A 17,781-nucleotide genomic window follows, 5' to 3' on the forward strand; every position below is an offset into this window, starting at 1 on the left:
TTACCTTTTCGATTTATACTCTGCCAGATGGGCTTCTGCCTCTGACATAAATTTCTTCACATTCCGGCAGGCCTGCCGGATCCGCTGTTCATTCTCGACCATGGCGATCCGGACAAACTTGTCCCCATGTTCACCAAAGCCAAGACCCGGCGCAACCGCCACCTGTGCTTTTTGCAGCAACAGCTTCGAGAACTCAAGACTTCCCATTTCCCGGAAAGGTTCCGGGATCGGCGCCCAGGCGAACATGGTCGCTTCCGGTGAGGGAATATCCCAGCCTGCCGCCTTCATGCCGCTGATCATTACATCGCGGCGCGACCGGTACATGGCGCGGGCTTCTTCAACACAGTCCTGCGGGCCGTTCAGCGCCGCTGTTGCCGCCACCTGAATGGGGGTGAACGCCCCGTAATCCAGATAAGACTTGATCCGGGTCAGCGCGGAAACCAGCTTGCGGTTCCCGGTGGCAAAGCCGATCCGCCAGCCCGGCATGGAATAGGTCTTGCTGAGCGAGGTAAACTCGACCGCGATATCCTTGGCCCCTTCCACCTGCAGGATGGACGGCGGCTTCTCCTCGCCGAAATAGATTTCCGCATAGGCCAGATCCGACAGGATATACATGCCGTGCTTCTTGGCGTAGTCTACCACCTTGCGATAGAAGTCCAGATCGACCGTCATTGCCGTCGGGTTGGACGGGAAGTTCAGAATCAGGCAGGTCGGTGTCGGGATGCAATGGCGCATCCCCCGCTCCAGTGCCTCAAAGAAGTCGATGCCCGGCCCGACCTCGAAGTGACGGATCACGGCCCCTGCAATGATGAAGCCGTAGGGGTGAATCGGATAGCTGGGGTTCGGGGACAGGATCACATCGCCCGGCGCCGTGATGGCCATGGCAAGGTTTGCCAGCCCTTCCTTGGAGCCGAGGGTTGCGATGGTTTCCGTTTCCGGGTCAATGTCCACGCCGAAGCGCCGCTTGTAATAGGCCGCATTGGCCCGCCGCAGTCCCGGAATACCGCGACTGGTCGAATATCTGTGGGTCCGGCCGTTCTGCACGGTTTCCACCAGTTTCTCGACGATATGGGGCGGTGTCGGCGTATCCGGGTTGCCCATGCCCAGATCGATGATGTCCTCTCCCGCCGCTCGCGCTTCGGCTTTCATACGATTGACTTCTTCGAATACGTATGGCGGCAGCCGTTTAATGCGATGGAATTCGGGATTCATGGCCTTTTTTCTCAGGTTGGATATGGGGACAGGGCTACCCGCCTCCCCGACAGCGGCACCGGGCCGGGTTCAGGAAGACAGGCAGAATTCAGACATTATCTATACAAATTTTTCTTACCTGACGAGGAAGATCTCGGTCCGGCGATTTTTTGCTTCCTCACTCGGCATGGATTCATCGGACACCCGCATCCGGTCACTGACAGATTCAACAACAATCTGTTCGGATGGGACACCCATATTGATCAGGCTGGTGACAACCGCACTGGACCGTTCCTGCGACATGCGAAGGTTGACCATCAGGTGACGGTCAAGCGGCAGTTCCCGTGTCCGGCTGGACGCATGACCGACAATGCGGATCACGCCGCCGCCTGATTTCTGTGCGTTGGCAATCGCGGACAGCTTCTGGCGGTCGCCGGAACCGATGCGGGATGACCCCACATCGAAATAGATCACGGCATCCGGCTTGGCGGAGCTTGCCCCCGGAACGGAAACACCGGCCCCATAGGCCGGGGCGGCACCGCCGGAAACAGCGGCATTATAGCCCGCCGCCATGGGCTGGTTATAGGTATCCTGAACGATTTGCGGGACCGTTACCGCGCTGGCCCCAAGGGGCTGCATGGGGGCCGGCTGGAAATGGGTGTTTGCCGGCAGGGTTGTTGTGGTCGCGGCAGAGGCAGCCAGTTGCTGCTGATAGACATTGCCCACATTGCCATCAATCACCACGGTGCCGGTTCCCGGAACCGTCTGGGCGTAGGCCTGCTGCGGCGAGGTAATCGGTGCGGCGGCGGGCATCTGCCCTGCCGTTGCCGGGGCAGCGGAAACGGCACCCGGGGTTACCGGTGCGGCGCTGTTCGGTACCGGCGGCACCTGAACCGGGGCTGCGGTCACTGGCGGAACCGGCGACGCGGTCACGGCCGGACCCACCGCTGAGGTGGTCGCTGCCGGAGCTGGAGCCGGAGGGGTGGTCCGCTTGCGTTTCGGGGTTGGCTGAACGGCAGTGTCGGCGCGCAGGCTCTCGTCCGTATACTGGGCATTGGCCCGGTCGGCCTTGAGGCCTTCCTGAATGGTGCGGGCATCCTCAATCGAGACCGTGGTTCCCGGCTCTTCCGGGACATCGCCAAGATTGGGGTATTCCCCTTCCTCGTCCAGTGGCTGTTCAATCTGTTGCGGGCGGTCTGCATCGCCGCTGCTGCCATCGAACCAGTCGGTCGGATCGGCCCAGTCCGGGGTTGAACAACCGGCCACCGCAAGCATCACAGCCCCCAGCGCCAGTCGGGATACACCCGACTTCAACTTTTCGAGTTCACCTGAAGAGGAAATCTGCTCAAACACCATTTTCTTGCCTGTTACCTGCATAAACCACCGGATGCATACCCCCACAAGAGTCACGCCCCATACTTGTCGTTTCCATTTAACACGCACAACTTAAACCATATAGGTGACAATTCCGCAATGTTTTCGAGAGGATACCCAGAAAATCTTGCGGGTTTGGAATTTTTTGATGTTCAACCGGGTTTATTTATTACACATTATATATAGGGGTATATGGAAGACCGATTCACTTGCAAACTTGAGGGGTTTTCGAGGTGCAGGACAGCAAAGACAAAACAGCCAGCGACACCGTTCTGGAAAGCGGTCAGGAATTTGCTGACAACCTGGCAACGATCACACAGCAAAGCCAGGCGCTTATCACGGAGTTTTACAAGCAACAGGCCGAATCCGGATATGACCCGGATCCGTTCAATATCGGCAAGGCCTTTCTGGAACTGAGCCAGAAGATGGTGGCCGACCCGGCCAAGCTGATGAACGCGCAGGCCAGCCTGTGGTCCAGCTATATGGAGCTTTGGAAAAATGCGGCCCTTGCCGCCTCTGGCCAGGGGGCCAAACCGGTCATTGAGCCTGAAAAAGGCGACAAGCGCTTCAAGTCTGAGGAATGGAACCGCAACCAGATCTTCGACTATATCAAGCAAAGTTACCTTCTGACGTCCCGATGGATCAACGACACCGTCGCCGACGTGGAGGGACTGGACGCCACGACCCGCAAGAAAATTGACTTCTATACCAAGCAGTATACGGACGCCCTGTCGCCCACCAACTTCTTCTGGTCAAACCCGGATGTGTTGAAACAGACCTACGAGACCAAGGGTGAAAATCTGGTTCATGGCCTGAAGAACCTGCTGGACGACCTGCAGGAAGGGAAAGGTGTCCTGAACCCCAAGATGGTGCCGGAAGGGAAATTCGTGGTCGGTGAGAATATCGCCGTCTCGAAAGGCAAGGTGGTCTACCAGAACGACCTGATGCAACTGATCCAGTACAGCCCGACAACGGACAAGGTGTACAAGAAACCGCTGCTGATCACCCCGCCATGGATCAACAAGTTCTATATCCTTGACCTGAAGCAGGAAAACTCCTTCATCCGCTGGTGCGTCGATCAGGGCTATACCGTGTTTGTCATTTCATGGATCAACCCGGATGAACAGCATCTGGACAAGACCTTTGAAAGCTATATGTCCGAAGGCATTCTGGCCGCACTGGATGCCATTGAGGCCACCATCGGCGAAAAAGAGGTGACCGCCATCGGCTATTGCATCGGCGGGACCCTGATGGCCTCCACCCTCGCCTATCTCGCCGCTGTCGGAGAGAAACGGATCACGGCCTGTACCTTCTTCGCGGCGCAACTGGATTTTGAACATGCGGGGGACCTGCTGCTGTTCACCGACGAGGAACAGATCCAGATGATCGAGCGCAAGATGGCCGAGGCCGGGTTCCTTGAAGGGCGCAACATGGCCATGACCTTTAACATGCTGCGGTCCAACGACCTGATCTGGTCTTTTGTGATCAACAACTACCTGATGGGCAAGGAGCCCATTCCGTTCGACCTGTTGTTCTGGAATTCCGACACCACCAACATGCCGCCGAAGATGCACAGCTTCTATCTGCGCAACATGTATAAACAAAACCTGCTCAGCAAGCCGGGCGGGTTGACACTGGGCGGACAACCGATCGACCTGTCCAAAGTGACCATCCCGATCTTTGTCCAGGCCAGCAAGGAAGACCATATCGCGCCGTTTGAATCTGTCTTCCGAGCCACCAAGCTGATGAGCGGCCCGGCGGAATTCATGCTGGCTGGCTCCGGCCATATCGCCGGGGTGATCAACCACCCCGACGCCAAGAAATACCAGCATTGGGTCAACAAGACCGGCAAGACCTACGAGACGGCCGAGGCATGGCTGAAAGATGCCGAGGAATTGCCCGGATCATGGTGGCCGGACTGGCACAAGTGGCTGTCCAAAAAATCGGGGGCCAAGGTTGCCGCCCGCGACCCGGCCAAGGGCAAACTGAAACCGATCGAGGATGCGCCCGGCTCCTACGTCAAGACCAAGGCAAAGCTGGGCCGCAAGGGCTGAGGCTGAGACTGCCCCGCCCGTGCCCGCGCCGAACAGGCAGGGCAATACCACAAAAAAAGGGGGCCTTGGGCCCCCTTTTCACGTCTGACAGGACAACAGCCCCTAGATTGAGAGTTCCTCCGTTTTTTTTGTTATTTTACGGGAACAGGGGCGCTTGCTCCAGTCCCGCGGTTTCTTCAAGACCAAACATCAGGTTCATGTTCTGGATTGCCTGACCGCTGGAGCCCTTGACCAGATTGTCAATGGCCGCAATCACCAGCGCCCGGCCGGGAATACGATCCTCGAACACACCGATCACACAATTATTCGATCCCCGGACCATCTGAGTCTGGGGAATGGCGCCGGCGGACAACACCCGGACAAAGGGCTCACCCTGATACCGGTTTTCAAACTCTGACCGCAGGTCCGCAGCCGTTTTCCTCTCGCTCAACCGAACGTGGCAGGTCACCAACTCGCCCCGGCTCATGGGAACCAGATGGGGGACAAAGTTGACCCGAACGTCCGCTGCTGCAAGACCCGCAAATTTTGCCACTTCCTGCTCGATTTCCGGGGCGTGCCTGTGGCTTGCCACCGCGTAAGGGCTCAGCCCTTCGCCAGCTTCACAGAAAAGCGTGTTCTGCTTCAATCCGCGCCCGGCCCCACTGACGCCGGACTTGGCATCAATCACCAGATCCAGCGGATCAACCAGCCCGGCCTCAACCAGCGGCAACAGCGCAATCAGGGTCGCGGTCGGGTAACAGCCGGGGCACGCGACCAGACGGGCATCCCGCACCTGATCCCGGTACAACTCTGTCAGGCCGTAAACCGCCTCTTTCTGAAGGTCCAGCGCCGTGTGTTCCCCGCCGTACCATTCGGCATAGGTTTTCGGGTCCCGCAAACGGAAGTCGGCGGACATATCCACCACCTTCACCGTTTTCGGCAGGGTCGCGATAATTTCCTGTGTGGTCCCGTGGGGAAGGCCGCAAAAGACCACATCCACGGAATTCCAGTCCGCATCCTCAACAGAGACCATGTCCGGCAAACCATAGCCCCCAAGATGAGGGTAGACTTCCTCAACGCTCTGTCCGGCTTTACGGTCGGCGGTCAGCAGGGTCAGTTCAACAGACGGGTGCCGCAGCAAAAGCCGCATGGCTTCCGCCCCGGTATAGCCACTGGCCCCCAGGATACCGGCCTTGATCTTTTTTGATGTTGCTGTCGCTGTCATTTTTCTTGTGCGAACCGCTTCCGGCTCGCTCCCTTTTTGAGATTATTCTGTCAGGTAGGATTTGTGTTCGCCCTTCAAAACCTTATCGGCGAACCAAATCAGGATGTTCAAATCAAAACTTTCGCGTTCCTCTTCCCCTAATCGCAAGGGGCCGCGTTTCAGTCCTGCCAGAATCTCTTTTTGCGCCTTCCGCAGAAGCGCATTGCGAACGGATCCCCGCACATCAAGCTGATCCGTCATCTCGGTAATCAGTTCCTCGCCGGTCAGGCGATGGGAATAGCCCTTGATGGTCAAAGTAAAAGCATCTTCGGAAACCGCAGTAATTCCAAGGTCTTCCAGAGTGACATTTTCCATAGTCTTGATCGGGTATTCCACTTTATTTTCTCACTGAAATCCATTGCTGAAAAGGTGAAGCTTTCTACATCATTTTGCCCCCTTTGCAAAGGCCCCTTCATCCGCGCCCCTGCCAGCGTGCCTTCCGCCGCCCAAAAGGACAGCGCAGGCAAAAAAAAGGGCGGAGCCGTTATCGCCTCCGCCCGGGTCCGGTTCTGACCGGTTATTTCACGCCCTTCTCGCGCTGTACCAGAATACTGATGAAGGCCAGAATGGCCGACACGATCATCAGCAGCAGCGAGATCGCGTTCAGGGCCGGTGTGGACCCCTCGCGCAGACGGTCAAACATGGTGATGGTCAGCGGCGAATCCGATGCCACCAGCATCAGGGTCGTATTGAAGTTTTCAAACGACATCAGGAAGGCCACGATCCCCGCCCCGACCAAGGCCGGTTTCAGGTAGGGAATGGTGATGGTCCAGACAGCGGTCATCTTGCTGGCCCCAAGGTTGAGCGCCGCCTCTTCCAGAGACAGGTCAAACTTGCGAAGCCGGGCGGAGATAACCAGCGTGCTGATTGTGGTGATGAAGGAGAACTGGCCCAAAATCACCAGCACAAGACCCGGCCGCAGGAATTCCAGCTCCCATCCCAGAAGATCCTCCACCCCGTTCACGAGCGAGTTGGAGAATACCAGAATGGAAATACCCAGAATAATCCCCGGAATGACCAGCGGCAGCAGGGCCATCACATAGAGGACATTCTTGAACGGGAAGCTGTTACGTTCAAACAGGAACGCATTGCAGGTCCCCACAAACAGGGACAGGACCGTCACCCAGAAGGCCACGAACAGCGACACCCCGACACCCTTCAGGATGCCCCGGTCATGAAAGACCCCCAACCGGGGTTCGGTATCATTGAAGAACCAGTCCAGCGTGAAGCCCTTCCACGGCAAGGACGGAAACAGGGAATCGTTGAACGCAAACACCGCCACAACAACCAGCGGCACCACCAGATAGATAAAGAACAGGGACACATAGGCGGCATAGATACCGCGGAATGTCCGTGACTGGGGAATGGATGAAATCATGATACGCTCCCCTAACCCATTGTTTCAGACAGGGTCTGGCGGCTGAGTTTCAGACCGGCCCAGACAATCAGGGAAGACAGGATCAACAGCAGGAACCCGAAGGCCGCCCCCTGCTCCCAGTTGAAGCGGGTGATGAACTGCGCGTAAATCTGCTCGGTGAACCACAGGCTGTCCTTGCCGCCCAGCAACACGGGCGTCAGATAGTTGCCAAGAGACAGCATGAACACCACGATACAGCCGGAAACAATACCCGGCATGGCATGGGGGATTACTACTTCCCGCAGCACGGTAAAGCCGTTGCCGCCAAGGTCGTATCCCGCCTCGATATAGCTGTCATCCAGACTTTCAAGGGTGCTCACCAACGGGACCACCATGAACAGCATGGACGAATAGACCAGACCCACAAGGATTGTCGCATCCGTATAAAGGAACTCGATCGGGCCATCGACAACGCCCATCCATTGCAGGGTGGAACTGACAATCCCCGTTTCCCGCAGCAGGATCATCCAGCCGAAGGTGCGGACCAGTTCACTGACCCAGAAGGGCAGCAAACACAGCACGAACAGAAACGCCTTCATCCGGCCTTTCAGCATCTTGGCAATATAGTAGGAGATCGGAAAAGCGATCAGCAAGGTGATGGCCGTGGTCAGGATGGACATGACGGCCGTCCGCGCGAAGGTGTTCCAGTAGAGCGGCTCGTTAAAGAACTCCATATAGTTGGCCATGCTGGTCTGATAGACCCGCGGCGCAACCTTTTCCCGGATTGACAGGAAGAACATGTCCACATGAGGCAGCAGGATCAGGGCAAACAGCCAGATCAGCAGCGGTGCCATCAGAAGCAGCAGGCCCAGTTTTGAGGAATTTCCGAGCTTCATGCGACCTCCGCCCCGGAGGCTTTTCCGGCCTCTTGCGCAAAGCATTTGGCTTGGGACAGCTTCCATCCCAGATGCAGGTCCTGCCCGGCCCGCAGATCATTGAACTCGCCGGTTTGCGGCAGGGTAACCATGATCTCGCCGCCATTGGTCGGGTCCTGCACCAGAATACGGCTGTTGGCGCCATTGAACAGGACATTCTTGACCTGACCGGCAAGGCGATTTTCCATGCCCGACAGCGCGTCCGCCGACCGGCTGAGCGCGACACTTTCCGGGCGGACAAAGATATCGACCGCATCCCCGGTCTTGCAGCCCTGCCCGATACCGGTGGCGGTCAGGGTCAGGCCATCATCGGTGGCCACCTGAACCTCACTCCCGGAGGTTGCCTTCACAACCCCTTTCCAGCGGTTGGTGTCGCCAACAAACCCGGCCACAAAGGCGGTTTTCGGATTATAGTAAAGGTCCTGCGGATCACCGACCTGCTCAAAGACACCGTTATTCATGACCGCCACCTGATCGGACATGACAAGCGCCTCGGACTGGTCGTGGGTGATATAGACAAAGGTGGTGCCGAACTGACTTTGAAGCTGTTTCAGTTCCACCTTCATGTGTTCCCGCAGTTTCAGGTCCAGCGCGCCCAGCGGCTCGTCCAGCAGCAATACATCCGGGTCCAGAACCAGACAGCGGGCAATGGCGATCCGTTGTTTCTGTCCGCCGGAAAGCTGGTCAACCCGTTTGGGACCTGCGTCCGGCAGATTGATCCGGTCCAGCGCAGACTGAACCTTGACCGCGATTTCCGCCTTGGGCACGCCCTGCCGCTTCAGGCCATAGGCGATATTTTCGGCCACTGTCATCATGGGAAACAGCGCCAGATGCTGGAACACCATATTCACGGGCCGCTTGTTGGGGGGCACCCCCAACATGGAACGGTTCTTGATACGGATATCCCCTTCATCCGGCTCCAGAAAACCGGCCAGCATCCGCAGCAAGGTGGTCTTGCCGCACCCTGATGGTCCCAGAATGGAAAAGAAAGATCCGTTCGGGATATTAAAGGAAATATTGTTTACAGCCGTAAACCCGCCAAACCGCTTTGTCAGGTTGCTGCATTCCAGATCAAACTCGCTCACGTCCGCTCCATTCGCCATCCGGGATACCTTAAAATTCACAATTAAAAATACAAAGACGCCCCCTCGCATTTCTGCGAAGGGGCGCGCTCATCATCGTCGATTAGTTGGACTGAGCCGCTTTCACACGATCCAGAACCTTGCCTTCGATATCTTCAAGACCAGCCGGTACCGGAGGATACCATTTGATGTTGTCGATGGCTTCCGGCGGGAAGCTGTCCTGGAACTGCTTTTTCAGGGCCGGTTCTGCAAACTCATCCGCACCCTTGGACGCGGTGAAGTTGCCGGCAGAAGCGGTGATCATGGCCGCAATCTTCGGCTGCATCACAAAGTTGATCCACTTGTAGGCGGCTTCCTCGTTCTTGGTCTTGGCCGGCAGCGCAAAGGTGTCGATCCAGCCAAGCGCACCGGATTTCGGCGCAACGAAGGTCACGTCAGCATTTTCCTGATTGAGCTTCCATCCACCTGTATCCCAGGCCATGGCTGCGGTGACCTCACCAGAGCGGATCAGGTTCATCAGGGCATCCCCACCGGACCAGTAGGATTTCACGTTGGATTTACAGTCGATCAGTTTTTCTTCGACCTTACCCATGATTTCGCTGTATTTGGCGGTGTCGTCATAGGCCGCAAACGGGTCCATTCCCATGGAGAAGGCGAAACCGATCAGGGTCGGACGCTTCAGACGGTAGGAGACCTTGCCGGCAACCGCTTCGGAACACAGGTCGGTATAGTCCGCAATGGAACCGGCTTCCTTGCGGTTCACGATCAGGCCGCTTGTTCCCCAGATGTGCGGAACGCCGTAAACCTTGCCGTCAACCGTGGTGTTCTTCTTGGTGCCGTCCATCATGGAGGCGATGAACAGGTCAGCATTGATCTTGGACAGATCGATCGGCTTGTAGATTTCATGCTCGAACTGGGCACCGGCAATCCGGTCCTGGCTCGGCTGTGCCAGATCGAAGCCGGAACCACCTGTGGCCCGCAGCTTTGAAATCATGTCTTCGTTGTTGGATTTGGTGACCTCAACCTCGATGCCGGTTTCCTTCTGGAACAGCTCGATGACATTTTCCGGGGCATATCCCCCCCATGTCAAAAGACGCAGCGTTTCAGCATTGGCCGCACCGGAAAGTCCCAGAACGGACGCACCGACCAAAAGCCCCGTCACCATTTTCAGTTTCTGTTTCAACATATCGCGCCTCCTCGAATATTTGGCTGCTTGTTCGTATCAGATATACCAGCTTTGTCACACCAAACGCAATTTAACAAGCAAAATCAAATGTTTGCGGTAAATTTTTAATCTTAAAACCCAACAACGACAGCTCGTTTTGCGATGGTTCATACCAGCGGATGACAACCCTACGCAACGGTGTTTTTCAAAGCAACGAATATTTCTTGAAAGAAATTTGACAATATTTCGAAAGATATTGAAACATTGCGAAAGCCTCCCTTGCCTTCCGTTTTTCTTGTCTTCCCCCAGACGAACGGATACCTTCTCCCCACAACCGACCGAGGGCGTTTTTACGATGATACCCGATTTTTCGACCATACTGCTATTTTTATCTGCCGCCTTTCTTCTGACGGTCGCCCCCGGGCCTGACATCGTCTATGTGGCCATGCGGGGACTGGCGCAGGGACCACGAGCTGGCCTTGTTGCCGCGCTTGGGTTGGTCAGTGGCATTTTCGTCCATATCACGCTGGCTGCCCTTGGCCTGTCGGCGATTCTGGCATCCTCCCCCCTTCTGTTCGGCATCATCAAATATGCAGGGGCGGCCTATATCATCTATATCGGCTGGCAGATTGCGAAAAGCGGGCCGGTCCAGATGTCAGGCGACACGGCACAACCGCCACTTGGCCGCATTTACCGCCAGACCATCCTCATGAATATCCTGAACCCGAAGGTGGCCCTGTTCTTCCTTGCCTTCCTGCCGCAGTTTGTGGACACCGATGCAGGCCACACCACAAGCCAGTTTGTCTTTTTCGGCGTCCTGTTCCAACTGACAGCCCTGTTCGTCATGGGGTCGGTCGGCCTGTTCGCCGGGTTCATCACCACCTTCCTCAGCCACAGCAAAAGCGGCGGCGCATGGATGACACGGGCCGCAGGCAGCACGGTCATGCTGCTGGGCGCCATCATTCCGGCCAAGGACCTTTGGGACCTGCTGAGAGAGGGCGCCTGACCCGGCGCCTGACCCGGCACCCACCCGGCACCCACCCGGCCCCACTCGGCGCCCAAACCTCAGCAGCCGCTAACCTCTACCGCTCCGTCAGGGACGGCAGGGTATCAATCATGCGCTTGTCATGGGTCGGGATAACCCGCAGGTCCGGGTATCGCTTCATCAGGTAATGGATATCGGCCAGAACCTCGCGCAAATCCTCCATATCCAGATCCACCAGCGGCTGGGTCAAAGCAGGCCGAAGGGACGGAATATGAAGCGCCCTCTCTGCCCATGACACATCCCCGATAAACAACAGGCGCTCTCCTGCACCGGTGGTCACGAACATGCCAAGACTTCCCGCCGTGTGCCCCTTGAACGGCACGACAACAACACTGCCATCCCCGTAAACATCCCATGACCGGTCATAGGTCTCAAAAGGCCCATCCTCGAAACGGATGAAACGCCACGGGAAATCCCCGTCATACTGCTCCCGGAAGAAGCCCGGCCCCTCTCCGCTTTGCATGGCCCATTTATATTCATCCTCTGTCACCGCGACGGGAAGCGCCGGAAAATCAGCGGCCACACCGGCATGATCCCAATGCAGGTGGGACAGCAGAACGAAATCAAGATCCCCCGCCCCGATCCCGGCACGGGCCAGTTGATCCACCGCCGGTTCATCCTTTTCGAACTTGAACAATTCCCGCTGCCAGAAATTCATGTTGTTCTGGAACTGATCGTCAATATCCCGCCCAATACCCCCTTCGAACAGAAAACGGCCCTTTTCATGCTCCACCAGCACACCGGAAAACACGGAAACATGCGTCTCCGTCAGGCTGCCCCCCTGAAAGATCAGGGCTTCTGGCGATTGGTTGGACCCGGTCGAAAAGCCATACAACCGTACCGGCGCCATCTCAGCCGGGTCCATATTGATCCGGCTTTCCAGTACCGGCTTTTCCGGATATGACCCAAGGTCGATACGGGACGGCCAGGATGACCAGACCAACGCACCCGCCGCCGCACATAGCAGCCCAATACCGCCCAGCAATACCTTCTTCATGACCTCTCCCCCTCCATCAAATTCACGATTACCGGGACAAGCGTCCCCTTCAGCCGATCCAGCGGCCCCCTGTCCTGATATGTCCGGGCCAGCAACAAGGCCCCTTCCACCGCCGACAGGAACAGCTCCGCCCCTTGGCGGGCCTGCATTTCGCGGCTTCCATCCGGGGCCAGTATCCCTTGCAATGTTTCCTGCCACGCAGAATAGGCCCCGGCACACGCCCCCTGAACCTTGGAAGAGACAGGCGACAACTCACCGGCCAGCGCCCCGATGGGGCAGCCCTTGGCATATCCAGACGCAGCCAGCATCTCGGCGAAATGATCAAGGATCGCGTCCAGCCTCGCTGTCAAGGTTCCCGCACTGTCGGCAACCATCCTCAAGCCTTCCAGTATCTGGTCCCGCCCCTGCTCCACTGCCGCGACGGCAATGTCTTCCTTGCCGCCCGGAAAATGGAAGTAAACCGACCCCTTCGGAACCTCTCCGGCCCGCGTAATATCGCTGAGGCCCGTTGCGGCGTAGCCTTTCTCCTGAAACAGGCCAGCCGCGGCCGCAACAAGCCGTTGCCGTGTCTGCTCCCCCTTCTTCATGCTCATGAAGACCTTCCCTTTTTCTTGTCCCTCAATAAAATAGACCGGTCTATATATTATTGATTTCGCGCCCATGGCAAGTATTTTCTCAGCGATCCCTCGCGCCCCTCCTTTTCAAAGATCAGGCGCAATCCCGTGCCGGTCATGCTACAACACTAGAAACCAACACCAGATCGAGGCTGCTGTGAAAGAAATCGACATCCGGCAATGGGACCGCCGTGGTTCATACGAGTTGTTCAGGAAAACGGCCAACCCTCATTTCAGCATCACCGCCGACATTGACGCCACCCGGTTCATGGAAGAGGTAAAACCCACAGGGATCAGCGTGTTCAATGGGGTTCTTTTTGCCATCATGACAGCCGTGAACAGCATCCCGGAAATGCGCCTGCGCCTGCGCGGTGATGCGGTGGTGGAACATGAGGTCACCCACCCGTCCTTCACCGTTCCCATCAAGGGCAACCAGTTTGCATTTTGTCAGGTGCGGTTCACGGATGACTGGACACGGTTCAATGCCCTTTGCACGGCGGAAATTGCCGCCGGGAAGGCCCAGACGGTCCTGACCCAAACCACCAAGACCGATGAATGGACCTATCTGTCCTGCGCCCCGTGGACCCACTTTACCGGCCTGACACATCCAACCAATGGCCCGGATGATTGCATTCCGCGTATTGCCTGGGGCCGGATCAGCAAGATAAATGACCGCTGGAGCCTGCCCCTCAACCTGCAGGCGCATCATGCCCTCATGGACGGTTATCACGCCTCCCTCTTCCTCCAGCGGACCGAGGAAACCCTGAAATCACATCCCTTTTCCTGAAGGGCGGGCCGTCAAGGCCGGTCAGACCGGGAAAAATGTCCGGCGGGCAACGGCGAAGGTTTCTACCTTGTCCTCTCGCGGAACCCGGCTGCCGGACCGCTCCGGCCACGCAACATGAAAAATAAGGCGATTGGGATCACCCTCGCCATCCAGAAGCGGTAATCCCACCGCATAGGCCGTAAGGGTCAGTCCGCATTCGGTGGTTGCCGCCAGCGTGACCAGAATACCGCATGGGCCGGATGTAACCGCCTGCAGGGCCTCATACACCTCCCCGCGGTGACTGTCCTGCCACATATCAAGGAAATTGCTGTCCGTCAGCTCCCGCCCGAAGTCATGAACAAGGCCGGTCCCGACCAGACGGCAATGGATATGGTCGCTGGCCCGCATTTCACAGATCGCCACCCCCGGCAGCAAATGCCGGATTTCCGCAGGATCGATATCGGACTGCCTTGGTATGCCCCCTTCTCCCTGAACCCCCCGCCAGTATTGTACAAATTCAGCAATATCATCGGCCTGCCAATCAATATGCCCGTACGCGGTCAAAATCGTCCCCCTTTTAAAGCACCCCGCACCGCCCCCAGCACTAGGTCTTTAGTTATGCCGTATTGTGTTTATCTATCCCTTTTCTATGCATAGTTACCGAAACTGATTAAATTTCAACTCATTTTATGCGTTTCGACTTATAAACACCCCATCCCTCCCCTTACCCCTTCATTTGCGGGGAAACCGAATATCCGCCGCCTGCGAAATGAACGCCGCTATCCCCGCAACGGCCCCTTCTCCGCCGCAAACGAGAGAATCATATCACTACATACAACCCATACCCGTCAGACCTTAAAAAAAAGATATCCTCAAAAACCACAATTTAAACGAGAACGGATATACTGAAGACACTAAAACCTGATGACTTACCTCAAGGCGCTCCATTAGAGTGATACGGGAAATCACTAATTACGATGAGAACCGTATAGATATGACTTTTGTAAAGAGAACTTGGCACACACTCCGCGCCGGACAAGATGCTGAATTGAGGGAAAAAATACGAGCCGATATAAACGAAGAATTTTATAATGAAAAATTTATTAGTAACGTTTTTACTCGTGCCTTCTGAATTAAATTCCTATTGGCACTACACTTACATAACGGCGTCAGTATGCCTTTTTACCTTATTCGCTTCAAACGTAACATTGGGAAAGAACTTTAACTTTCTTGACATATCCAGTGAAAACATACTTTTAATTAAAGAATTTTTCCTTTCTGTTATTTCCACCTTGTTTTTAATTTCATCGGCAGTCGCCCTTTTCGCAAGAGATCTTACCGATACCATCTCTTCCTACGCCAAAGAGAAAATTCCCAGCGAGCACAGAGCCAATTGGTTACTTCAATGGAAACAGGGAACACTTCGAGAAATAACATTCCACAAAACAGAACATCAAACAGAAACACAATTCGCATATGTGCCCCACCTGTTAATAATTCTGTGGCTTTTATTATTGCTGATTTTTGCGTTGTTTTTACCAACTGTTGCAAAAATATACCTATTTATAGACTTCTACCAGAAGCCCAGCCACCCAACAGCGTTAAGCTATACACTTATCGGCTATTCTGTACTCTGCGAAATTTGCGGGTTCCTCTTACTCGTATGGAAATGGATACCAACACCGTTTAACGATTATGGCGAAGTGTATGAGTTAAGTGATCTTAAAGAAAGAAACCCAGAAGAGTTCACCAAGAGAATAACAGAAAACTTAACTGAACAACGGATCAAGAAGTCAAAAATCAGAAGAATAAAAATTATCCTTTTTTTCTCAGCATGCTTCGCAATATTCAAAGCTTATTCAAAAAACCTAGATATATCCGACGGAATTAATATCGAAGAGTTTTCAATATTTGGAGAGGCACTATTTGAAGGCTTTCTATTCGGCATCACTTATTTTTTAGTTGATACTCTTTTCTCAAGACGGCCAAGAAAATCTCCCAAGAGTACACAGAAATAAATTTTATAGAATAATGTTTACCAACGCTTAGCCATAACCTGACAATACGCAAAACCCTTTAAGCAATGAGCCACAAACAAACCCTACAGCTACGCTTTCTCCTCCTTCCTTCAGGCACAAAAAAAGGGCCGCCAAATGGCGACCCTTTCTGTTCCGTGGCGCGGACGCCAGCAGATTAACGTTTTGAGAACTGGAAGCTACGACGGGCTTTCGCGCGACCGTATTTCTTACGCTCAACAACACGGCTGTCGCGTGTCAGGAAGCCAGCGGCTTTCAGCGGACGACGCAGAGCCGGCTCGTAGTAAGTCAGGGCCTTGGAGATACCGTGACGAACGGCTTCTGCCTGACCGGACAATCCGCCGCCTTTTGCGGTGCAGACAACGTCGAACTGACCAACGCGATCGGCAACACCAAAGGCCTGGCCAATGATCATGCGCAGTACCGGACGAACGAAATATTCTTCCTGCGGGCGACCGTTGATGGTGACCTTGCCGTTACCCGGCTTGATCCAGACGCGGGCAACAGCGTTTTTACGCTTGCCTGTCGCATAGGAACGGCCATGCTCGTCGATTTTCGGCTCCGGCAGTTCAACATCCAGAACGTCGGCAGCTTCGATGACTTCTGAACCTGCTTCGGCAGCAGCGCCGGTTGTCAGGTTTTTCAGGTCTTCAAGGGAGGTTGCTTCGTCAGACATACTCAAACACTCCTTGTATTCTTAGAGTTCATGGAAGCAACATCCAGCACTTCAGGCTGCTGAGCCTCATGAGGATGCTCTGTGCCAGCGTATACACGCAGGTTACCGAACTGAGCACGTCCCAGCGGACCGCGCGGCAGCATGCGCTGTACCGCTTTCATGATCAGGCGCTCAGGGTGCGCGCTGTTCAGGGTCTGCTCGGCAGTACGGCTCTTGATGCCGCCCGGGTGACCGGTGTGCCAGTAGAACGTCTTGTTCTTCATCTTGTTGCCGGTCAGCCCTACTTTTTCAGCATTGATGATGACAACATTGTCACCGCAATCGATGTGCGGTGTGTACATTGGTTTGTGCTTACCGCGCAAACGGTTCGCAACGATAGCGGCGAGACGACCGAGAACGAGCCCTTCAGCGTCGATCAACAGCCACTTCTTCTCAACCTCTGTCGGTTTTGCAGAATAGGTTTTCATCTATATTCAGCCTTCGCTACAGCGTGCCAAAACAAACAAGGGCACAATAACCCCTGAAACTTGAAGGCTGTGTATAATTTCACTTTGGGGCCAAGTCAAACGAAAAAACGCAATAAATTCACCGCCCTACGTATGAGGTATCATAATACCGCAAATTTTGAGGGCATTTCAGAAGGCCCTTGCGGCGGCCCTTCCCCACCGGTCAGGAACGGCTGCGAAAAGCCCTTGAAAACACTAGCGTTTTGGCGGGATGGAATAGGTTGTCACCACATGGGCCACCGGATCGTCGCTGCCTTCGGAATAAAGCGAGATATCGCCGGTCGCCAAGGTTTTCCCCAGTTTCAGAATCCGTCCCCGGGCAATAATCCGTCCCGGCGCGGGCTTGCGCAGGAAATTGATGCTGAGATTGGTGGTCACGGCCAGTGCCACGGGACCGATTTGCGCCAGCAACAGGAAATACATGGTGGCATCCGCCAGTTCCATCATGGCCGGACCGGAAACGGTACCGCCTGGACGCAGGTGACGGTCGCTCGCGATCATGGAGACCTCAATATTCTCGTCATCCACGGAATGGATCTTGCAGTTGAGGTGATTGACCTGCGGAAACTCATCCAGAATAAACTGCTCCAGCATGGCAGGGGTCATAACGGGCATGGCACTACTCTTCTTTTTTGTTATGTAATCGTTTCCTTATTATGCCATGCTCCTGTTCCAGTCGAGCGAGAAATATCCCCCGTGTCTGCACCGGGTGTGATAAGCAATTGAACCAAGACGGAAAA

General features: G+C 55.4%; 18 protein-coding genes. 4 read left to right on the forward strand and 14 right to left on the reverse strand.

Annotated features, from left to right (window positions below):
* Positions 1 to 1,212, reverse strand: coding sequence for an LL-diaminopimelate aminotransferase (locus FQB27_RS14025; protein ID WP_169561681.1), 1,212 nt, complete (start codon positions 1,210 to 1,212; stop codon positions 1 to 3).
* A gap of 114 nt (positions 1,213 to 1,326) precedes the next feature.
* Positions 1,327 to 2,568 (reverse strand): OmpA family protein, encoded by a 1,242-nt coding sequence (locus FQB27_RS14030; RefSeq protein WP_169561682.1) that lies wholly within the window; start codon positions 2,566 to 2,568, stop codon positions 1,327 to 1,329.
* 230 nt (positions 2,569 to 2,798) lie between these two features.
* Between FQB27_RS14030 and FQB27_RS14035 the strand changes: the two genes are divergently transcribed.
* Positions 2,799 to 4,619: a PHA/PHB synthase family protein gene (locus FQB27_RS14035; RefSeq protein WP_206374679.1), complete on the forward strand. Its 1,821-nt coding sequence runs from the start codon at positions 2,799 to 2,801 to the stop codon at positions 4,617 to 4,619.
* Positions 4,620 to 4,755: 136 nt separating this feature from the next.
* On the opposite strand, the gene argC is transcribed toward FQB27_RS14035, so the two are convergent.
* The 6 genes from argC to FQB27_RS14065 form a co-directional block, all read right to left on the reverse strand.
* Positions 4,756 to 5,823, reverse strand: a complete 1,068-nt coding sequence (gene argC, locus FQB27_RS14040) for an N-acetyl-gamma-glutamyl-phosphate reductase (protein ID WP_169561683.1) — start codon at positions 5,821 to 5,823, stop codon at positions 4,756 to 4,758.
* A 42-nt stretch (positions 5,824 to 5,865) separates the two neighbouring features.
* Positions 5,866 to 6,177, reverse strand: a complete 312-nt coding sequence (locus tag FQB27_RS14045) for a hypothetical protein (protein WP_169561684.1) — start codon at positions 6,175 to 6,177, stop codon at positions 5,866 to 5,868.
* 202 nt (positions 6,178 to 6,379) lie between these two features.
* Positions 6,380 to 7,240 (reverse strand): ABC transporter permease, encoded by an 861-nt coding sequence (locus tag FQB27_RS14050; RefSeq protein WP_169561685.1) that lies wholly within the window; start codon positions 7,238 to 7,240, stop codon positions 6,380 to 6,382.
* Positions 7,241 to 7,251: 11 nt separating this feature from the next.
* Positions 7,252 to 8,115, reverse strand: a complete 864-nt coding sequence (locus tag FQB27_RS14055; protein ID WP_169561686.1) for an ABC transporter permease — start codon at positions 8,113 to 8,115, stop codon at positions 7,252 to 7,254.
* The gene (locus tag FQB27_RS14060) at positions 8,112 to 9,257 is read right to left on the reverse strand and encodes an ABC transporter ATP-binding protein (RefSeq protein WP_169561687.1); all 1,146 of its coding nucleotides are present in this window, start codon (positions 9,255 to 9,257) and stop codon (positions 8,112 to 8,114) included. Before FQB27_RS14060 ends, FQB27_RS14055 begins: the two co-directional genes overlap by 4 nt.
* An 82-nt stretch (positions 9,258 to 9,339) precedes the next feature.
* Positions 9,340 to 10,401 (reverse strand): extracellular solute-binding protein, encoded by a 1,062-nt coding sequence (locus FQB27_RS14065; protein ID WP_348540536.1) that lies wholly within the window; start codon positions 10,399 to 10,401, stop codon positions 9,340 to 9,342.
* Positions 10,402 to 10,756: 355 nt separating this feature from the next.
* On the opposite strand from FQB27_RS14065, the gene FQB27_RS14070 reads away from it, so the two are divergent.
* Positions 10,757 to 11,407: a LysE family translocator gene (locus FQB27_RS14070; RefSeq protein WP_206374681.1), complete on the forward strand. Its 651-nt coding sequence runs from the start codon at positions 10,757 to 10,759 to the stop codon at positions 11,405 to 11,407.
* 76 nt (positions 11,408 to 11,483) lie between these two features.
* Here FQB27_RS14070 and FQB27_RS14075 read toward each other — a convergent pair whose 3' ends face one another.
* Both FQB27_RS14075 and FQB27_RS14080 read right to left on the reverse strand, forming a co-directional pair.
* A complete protein-coding gene (locus tag FQB27_RS14075; RefSeq protein WP_169561689.1) occupies positions 11,484 to 12,443 on the reverse strand; it encodes an MBL fold metallo-hydrolase in 960 nt (319 codons plus the stop codon).
* Positions 12,440 to 13,036, reverse strand: a complete 597-nt coding sequence (locus tag FQB27_RS14080; protein ID WP_169561690.1) for a TetR/AcrR family transcriptional regulator — start codon at positions 13,034 to 13,036, stop codon at positions 12,440 to 12,442. The genes FQB27_RS14075 and FQB27_RS14080 overlap by 4 nt, the downstream gene beginning before the upstream one ends.
* A 178-nt stretch (positions 13,037 to 13,214) precedes the next feature.
* On the opposite strand from FQB27_RS14080, the gene FQB27_RS14085 reads away from it, so the two are divergent.
* Positions 13,215 to 13,844: a CatA-like O-acetyltransferase gene (locus FQB27_RS14085; protein WP_169561691.1), complete on the forward strand. Its 630-nt coding sequence runs from the start codon at positions 13,215 to 13,217 to the stop codon at positions 13,842 to 13,844.
* 21 nt (positions 13,845 to 13,865) lie between these two features.
* Here the strand turns inward: FQB27_RS14085 and FQB27_RS14090 are convergent, their stop codons facing one another.
* Positions 13,866 to 14,387 (reverse strand): PAS domain-containing protein, encoded by a 522-nt coding sequence (locus FQB27_RS14090; RefSeq protein WP_169561692.1) that lies wholly within the window; start codon positions 14,385 to 14,387, stop codon positions 13,866 to 13,868.
* A gap of 557 nt (positions 14,388 to 14,944) precedes the next feature.
* Here FQB27_RS14090 and FQB27_RS14095 point away from each other — a divergent pair.
* Positions 14,945 to 15,841: a hypothetical protein gene (locus tag FQB27_RS14095; RefSeq protein ID WP_169561693.1), complete on the forward strand. Its 897-nt coding sequence runs from the start codon at positions 14,945 to 14,947 to the stop codon at positions 15,839 to 15,841.
* 175 nt (positions 15,842 to 16,016) lie between these two features.
* Here the strand turns inward: FQB27_RS14095 and rpsI are convergent, their stop codons facing one another.
* From rpsI to FQB27_RS14110, 3 genes are all read right to left on the reverse strand, one after another.
* Entirely contained in the window at positions 16,017 to 16,535 is a 519-nt protein-coding gene (gene rpsI / locus FQB27_RS14100) for a 30S ribosomal protein S9 (protein ID WP_206374683.1), read from the reverse strand.
* A 2-nt stretch (positions 16,536 to 16,537) separates the two neighbouring features.
* Positions 16,538 to 17,002, reverse strand: a complete 465-nt coding sequence (gene rplM / locus FQB27_RS14105; protein ID WP_169561695.1) for a 50S ribosomal protein L13 — start codon at positions 17,000 to 17,002, stop codon at positions 16,538 to 16,540.
* A gap of 234 nt (positions 17,003 to 17,236) precedes the next feature.
* Positions 17,237 to 17,656 (reverse strand): PaaI family thioesterase, encoded by a 420-nt coding sequence (locus FQB27_RS14110; RefSeq protein ID WP_169561696.1) that lies wholly within the window; start codon positions 17,654 to 17,656, stop codon positions 17,237 to 17,239.
* Positions 17,657 to 17,781: the final 125 nt, after the last annotated feature.

Origin of the sequence: Sneathiella chinensis, assembly GCF_012720115.1 — a bacterium.
Classification (GTDB): Bacteria; Pseudomonadota; Alphaproteobacteria; order Sneathiellales; family Sneathiellaceae; genus Sneathiella; species Sneathiella chinensis.

Excerpts from the sequence above, each read along its gene's own strand:
- rpsI (WP_206374683.1), bottom strand. The coding sequence starts at position 16,535 with ATGTCTGACGAAGCAACCTCCCTTGAAGACCTGAAAAACCTGACAACC.
- FQB27_RS14060 (WP_169561687.1), bottom strand. The coding sequence starts at position 9,257 with ATGGCGAATGGAGCGGACGTGAGCGAGTTTGATCTGGAATGCAGCAAC.
- FQB27_RS14050 (WP_169561685.1), bottom strand. The coding sequence starts at position 7,240 with ATGATTTCATCCATTCCCCAGTCACGGACATTCCGCGGTATCTATGCC.
- argC (WP_169561683.1), bottom strand. The coding sequence starts at position 5,823 with ATGACAGCGACAGCAACATCAAAAAAGATCAAGGCCGGTATCCTGGGG.
- FQB27_RS14110 (WP_169561696.1), bottom strand. The coding sequence starts at position 17,656 with ATGCCCGTTATGACCCCTGCCATGCTGGAGCAGTTTATTCTGGATGAG.
- FQB27_RS14070 (WP_206374681.1), top strand. The coding sequence starts at position 10,757 with ATGATACCCGATTTTTCGACCATACTGCTATTTTTATCTGCCGCCTTT.
- FQB27_RS14045 (WP_169561684.1), bottom strand. The coding sequence starts at position 6,177 with ATGGAAAATGTCACTCTGGAAGACCTTGGAATTACTGCGGTTTCCGAA.
- FQB27_RS14030 (WP_169561682.1), bottom strand. The coding sequence starts at position 2,568 with ATGCAGGTAACAGGCAAGAAAATGGTGTTTGAGCAGATTTCCTCTTCA.
- FQB27_RS14080 (WP_169561690.1), bottom strand. The coding sequence starts at position 13,036 with ATGAGCATGAAGAAGGGGGAGCAGACACGGCAACGGCTTGTTGCGGCC.
- FQB27_RS14065 (WP_348540536.1), bottom strand. The coding sequence starts at position 10,401 with ATGGTGACGGGGCTTTTGGTCGGTGCGTCCGTTCTGGGACTTTCCGGT.
- rplM (WP_169561695.1), bottom strand. The coding sequence starts at position 17,002 with ATGAAAACCTATTCTGCAAAACCGACAGAGGTTGAGAAGAAGTGGCTG.
- FQB27_RS14055 (WP_169561686.1), bottom strand. The coding sequence starts at position 8,115 with ATGAAGCTCGGAAATTCCTCAAAACTGGGCCTGCTGCTTCTGATGGCA.
- FQB27_RS14025 (WP_169561681.1), bottom strand. The coding sequence starts at position 1,212 with ATGAATCCCGAATTCCATCGCATTAAACGGCTGCCGCCATACGTATTC.
- FQB27_RS14075 (WP_169561689.1), bottom strand. The coding sequence starts at position 12,443 with ATGAAGAAGGTATTGCTGGGCGGTATTGGGCTGCTATGTGCGGCGGCG.